The organism is Thioclava sp. UBA3469, assembly GCF_002378135.1.
GTDB classification, from domain to species: domain Bacteria; phylum Pseudomonadota; class Alphaproteobacteria; order Rhodobacterales; family Rhodobacteraceae; genus Thioclava; species Thioclava sediminum.
The window spans coordinates 1-4,618 of sequence record NZ_DFRG01000255.1 but is presented as its reverse complement, the minus strand read 5'-3'; the positions used below and the strand labels follow the sequence as shown (position 1 = coordinate 4,618).

The 4,618-nt window shown below is 65.4% G+C and carries 5 protein-coding genes; all 5 read left to right on the top strand.

Annotated elements, in window-relative coordinates:
• On the top strand, positions 1-860 hold an 860-nt coding region (locus tag B3D39_RS18815), incomplete at its 5' end, for a type II secretion system F family protein (RefSeq protein WP_286789955.1).
• Between the two features lie 321 nt (positions 861-1,181).
• Positions 1,182-1,964 (top strand): helix-turn-helix transcriptional regulator, encoded by a 783-nt coding sequence (locus B3D39_RS18810; RefSeq protein ID WP_274963880.1) that lies wholly within the window; start codon positions 1,182-1,184, stop codon positions 1,962-1,964.
• Positions 1,961-2,440 (top strand): A24 family peptidase, encoded by a 480-nt coding sequence (locus B3D39_RS18805; protein WP_274963881.1) that lies wholly within the window; start codon positions 1,961-1,963, stop codon positions 2,438-2,440. The genes B3D39_RS18810 and B3D39_RS18805 overlap by 4 nt, the downstream gene beginning before the upstream one ends.
• Positions 2,441-2,460: 20 nt before the next feature.
• On the top strand, positions 2,461-3,765 hold the full coding sequence (locus B3D39_RS18800; RefSeq protein ID WP_274963882.1) for a tetratricopeptide repeat protein: 1,305 nt from the start codon (positions 2,461-2,463) through the stop codon (positions 3,763-3,765).
• On the top strand, positions 3,766-4,618 hold an 853-nt coding region (gene galE, locus B3D39_RS18795), incomplete at its 3' end, for a UDP-glucose 4-epimerase GalE (RefSeq protein WP_274963883.1). It abuts the gene before it with no gap.

The following is a 4,618-nucleotide window of genomic DNA, read 5'->3' as shown; positions in this document are numbered from 1 at the left end:
GCATCGCGGCCATCGGCGGGCCGAAAACGGGGGGGCGCGCCGAGCATGGCTATCTCAAGGCGCCGGAGGCACGTCCGGGCCAGATCCTGAAGGCCTTCGTGCCCGCCGACCGCCAGACCCGCTCCAAGCTGGAACGCAAACTTGCGCAGGCCGGGCTGTCCGGCGCGAGCGCATTGCGCCGCTTCACCCTGGTCCGGATCGCGCTGGGGATCGGCCTGCCGGGCATTTTCATGGGGCTTCTGTTTGCCGCGCGCAGCCCCGAAATAGGCCTGCCGATGGGGCTGGATGCCCGTCTCGGCAGCCTGAGCGGCATGGCGACCTATCAGATCCTGACCGGGCTCGTCGCAGGCGGCTATCTGCTGCCGCTGATGTGGCTCAACGGCCGGATGCGCGAGCGGCGGCTGCGGATCGAAGAGAGCTTCCCGAACGCGCTCGATCTGATGCAGGTCGCGATCGAGAGCGGCATGGGGTTCGATGCGGCGATGACCCGCGTGGGCAACGAGCTTGCGGAGACGTCGCCGGAGATTTCCTTCGAGTTCCTCTCGGTGCAGCGCCAGGTTCAGGCCGGGCGCGAGCGCGAGGCGGCACTGCGCGACATGGCCGACCGGACCGGGGTCGAGACCGTGCGCGCCTTCGCCAATGTCGCGAGCCAGTCGCTGCGCTTCGGAGCCTCGATGGCGCAGGCGTTGACCACCTATGCCGCCGATCTGCGCGGTATCCGCGAGATGCGGGCCCAGGAAAAGGCCAATCGCCTGCCGGTGCAGATGTCAGGGGTTCTGGCCTCGCTGATGCTCCCGGCGCTGATCCTGATCGCCGTTGGCCCGGTGGTGATTCGCTATTTCGTGAATTACGCGCAGTAAATCGAATCGTTTCCAAATTCGATCTTTTCCCAAAGCATTGTTTACGGACAATTTTTTCGGCCGAAATGTCGACTTAAATGCCGAATATGCAACCTTTGATTGCAGTGGGTATCAATAGAATCATCCACAGGAGGCTGTGGATATAGTCCAAATGGCTAGCTTAGGAATTAACGCATTTAGGGGTTACGCTTAGAGATGGTCTACGCGCTGTCACGCACATAAGTGGGCCACATATAATAGTTTCTGGGGATGGTGGGGACCATGCGGGACTATGGGACAGCCGGGGCTTCGCCCGGGCAAGAGCGCGCTATCGAAGCGGGCATGATTGGGGCCGTTGCACAGTGGTGTGAGTGTCTGCACGGGACGAACCCGCTGCGCACGGCGTTGAGATATCTGACCGACAGTATCGGGGCCGAGGCCGTCATATTGGCGCGCTATCCGCGAGATGCGGGCGCATCGGCACGGGCGTTGGTCCATGACAGGGCGCGATCCGGCTGCCGGATCCCGCTGGAGCAAAGCTTCGCAGGCGATCTGCTTGGCGATTATCTCGACAAGGCGAAACGGGGCTCGACCTGGTATCGCTCGATGCAGGACGAGGACGTGCCGCATGCGGTCGCTTCGGCACTGGCCCGGCGCAACCTCGTCGAAATGGTCGTCATCCCGCTCGAGATCAGCGACCGCTGGGTCGATACGCTGGAGCTGCATTTCACCGAAAAGCTGCGCCAGTATCAGCAAGCGGTGCTGACCACGCTCGGCGATACGCTGAGCCGCACCTGGCACAACCGCGCGCGGGGCATGTTCACCGAGACCTTGCTGAAATCTGCCGCCAAGCAGGCCGCGCCGCTCATCGGCTCGCCGATCCTGAGCGCGGACAACCCGGCGCGTCTGAGCCGGTCGGAATATCGCGTCTGCCTGCTGCTGCGCCACGGCCAGTCGCCCGATCAGATGCTTGCAGAGCTGGGGATCAAGGAATCCACCCTGCGCACCCATCTGAGCAATCTCTACGCCAAGACCGGCGCGCGCAATCTGGCGGAACTGACCTTCCAGCTTGTCTCCGAACTGCCCTTCGAGCTCGCCGGCGCCAGAGCCGGACGGGTCGCATGACCGGGCAGCTCCTGCCGCTGGCGGCGCTGGCCCCGGTCTTGATCTGGGTCGCGCTCAGCGATCTGCGCGAGATGCGCATCCCGAACAGGATCGTGCTGATCACGCTTGCCTTCTTTGCGCTCTGCGCCCCGTTTCTGGGTCTGCACGAGCTGAGCCTGCGCCTTGCCGCGGGCGCGATCACCTTCCTCGTCGGCTACGTCTTTTTCGTGCTGCGCGCCTTCGGGGGCGGGGACGTGAAATTTCTCGCGGCGCTGATGCTATTCGTCCCCTCTGCGGCGATGGGGGAGTTTTTGATCGCCTTTTCCGTCGCGCTTTTTGCGGGCTCGGCGCTGACGATGGGGCTGCAAAGCACGCCGGTGGCGACGCGGCTTGGGCCCCGCTTGGGTTGGAAAAGTTGTTACGCACGGGGAAAGCTCCCGATGGGCGTCTCGATCGCGCTTGCGGGTCTGGCTTTGCCTTATCTGGTCGGCGGGTAGGCCCCGCCAAGGGAGGACCTATGTCACGCAAGATTTGGACCAAACCGCTCGGAGTGGTCGCTCTGGCTTTGTGCACGGTCAGCGCACCGCTCCTCGCGGACGAAACGAAGCCCGACGTCACCGAACGCGCGCAGGCGCTCGTCTGGGGCTCTGGCGATGTGAAGCCCGATCCACAGGCCGGGCTCTCGATGTTGGAGGACGCCGCGGCGCAAGGCGATCCCGAAGCGGCTTTGGCCGCAGGTGACCTGCTCCTCTGGGGCGGTCCTGTCGCTGCGGATCGTGATCGCGCCGTTGGTTATCTCGAACAGGCGGTCGAAGCGGGCAGCTGGGATGCGCACCGTCTGTTGGGCAAGCAGCTGATCGGCGGCTGGGCTTTGCCACGCGACACTGCGCGCGGGGTCAACCTGCTTAAGACGCAGATCGCAAAGGGCGATGCGAAAGCGGCGCTGATCTTGGGCGAGGCCTATCTCTACGGAACGGGCCTGCCGCGCGATTATGCCAAGGCGCGCGACCTGTTCGAGACCGCAGCAGAGGCGGGCGACGCGACCGGATTGTGGAAATACGGCGAGACGCTGATGTGGTCGCAGCGTGATCCGAAGACAGCGCAGGCGTTTCTCGAACGCGCAGGCGCGGCGGGTGTCGATGGCGCCTATGCGACGCTGGCCGAGGGCGCGATGTATGGCTATCTCGGTGGCGGCAAAGCGTCGCGCGCGAAGTTCGACGGCTATGCCAAGGCCGCCCGCGCGGCCGGGAACGAGCGGATCGAGGTGCTCGACGCCACGCGCCGCATCTGGGGCATCTCGATGCGCGGCGATGGCAAACAGGCGGTGGCGCAACTGCGCGAGGCTGCCGAGGCGGGCAACAAGACCGCAGCGCGCTATCTGGTCGGTCTCCTGCGCGACGGCAATTCCTATAACGTCCGGCGCGATCCCAAGGGGGCGGCGGACTTCCTCGAAGCGCATAGCGATCTGTTCACGCCCGAAGAACGTGAGAATTACGCGATGACGATCCGTGTGGCGAGGCATCGGCACGATGCCGATTTCGCGCCGCTCGCAGGAGAGATCGCGCCCGCCCGGGCGAAGATGAATGCCGCAGAGGCTCGCGACCTGTTCAAGGCTAATCCTCGGCTCGCGGTCTATATGATCCAGAAAGACCTTGCCGATAAGGGGCTGTATCGCGGCCCGCTCGACGGGTTTGCCGGGCGCGGAACGCTGCGCGCGATGGAGCGTGCCTGTGGCACGATGCCGGGCGATATGGCCTGCCGGGACGGAGTTCTGGCGCCCGAGATCGTCGGCGCGATGCTGCGCGAAGGGTGGGGCTCGTAAGTGACATCGAAGGTTCTGGTCACCGGCGGCGCGGGCTTTATCGGGTCGCATTGCTGCAAGGCGCTGGCTGCGGCGGGGCACGCCCCCGTCGTCTTCGACGATCTGTCGCGCGGCCATGCCGATGCGGTGCGCTGGGGGCCTCTGGTCGAGGGCGATCTGCGCGACCGGGATCTGGTGGAGACGGCGCTCAAGGAGCACCGGATCGACGCTGTGATCCATTTCGCGGCGCTGGCCTATGTCGGCGAGAGCGTGGCCGAACCCACCCGCTATTACGACGTCAATCTGGGCGGGATGACCGCGCTTCTGAGCGCGATGCAGGCGGTGGGGCTCGACAAGATCGTGTTCTCGTCGAGCTGCGCCACTTATGGCACGCCCGAGACGCTGCCGATCTCCGAAGACACACCGCAAAACCCGATCAACCCCTATGGCCGCAGCAAGCTTATCTGCGAATGGATGCTGAAAGATGCCGCAGCCGCGACCGCTCTGCGCTTCGCGGCCCTGCGCTATTTCAACGCGAGCGGCGCTGACCCGAGCGGCGAGATCGGCGAGCGGCACGACCCGGAGACCCATCTGATCCCGCTGGTGCTGCGCGCGGCCTCGGGGCAGGGGCCGGCGGTGAAGGTCTTCGGCACGGATTATCCGACGCCCGACGGCACCTGCATCCGCGACTACATCCATGTCGACGATCTGGCCCGCGCGCATCTTCTGGCGCTCGATCACCTGCAGGGCGGCGGCGACAGCCTGAAGCTCAATCTCGGGACCGGGCGGGGCGCGTCGATCCGCGAGGTGATCGCCTCGGTCGAGCGGGTGACGGGGCGCAAAGTGCCCTTCGAGGACGCCCCGCGCCGCCCCG

Bases quoted from the DNA above. Each gene is read 5' to 3' on its own strand.
- B3D39_RS18810 (WP_274963880.1), top strand. From the start codon at position 1,182: ATGATTGGGGCCGTTGCACAGTGGTGTGAGTGTCTGCACGGGACGAAC.
- B3D39_RS18805 (WP_274963881.1), top strand. From the start codon at position 1,961: ATGACCGGGCAGCTCCTGCCGCTGGCGGCGCTGGCCCCGGTCTTGATC.
- B3D39_RS18800 (WP_274963882.1), top strand. From the start codon at position 2,461: ATGTCACGCAAGATTTGGACCAAACCGCTCGGAGTGGTCGCTCTGGCT.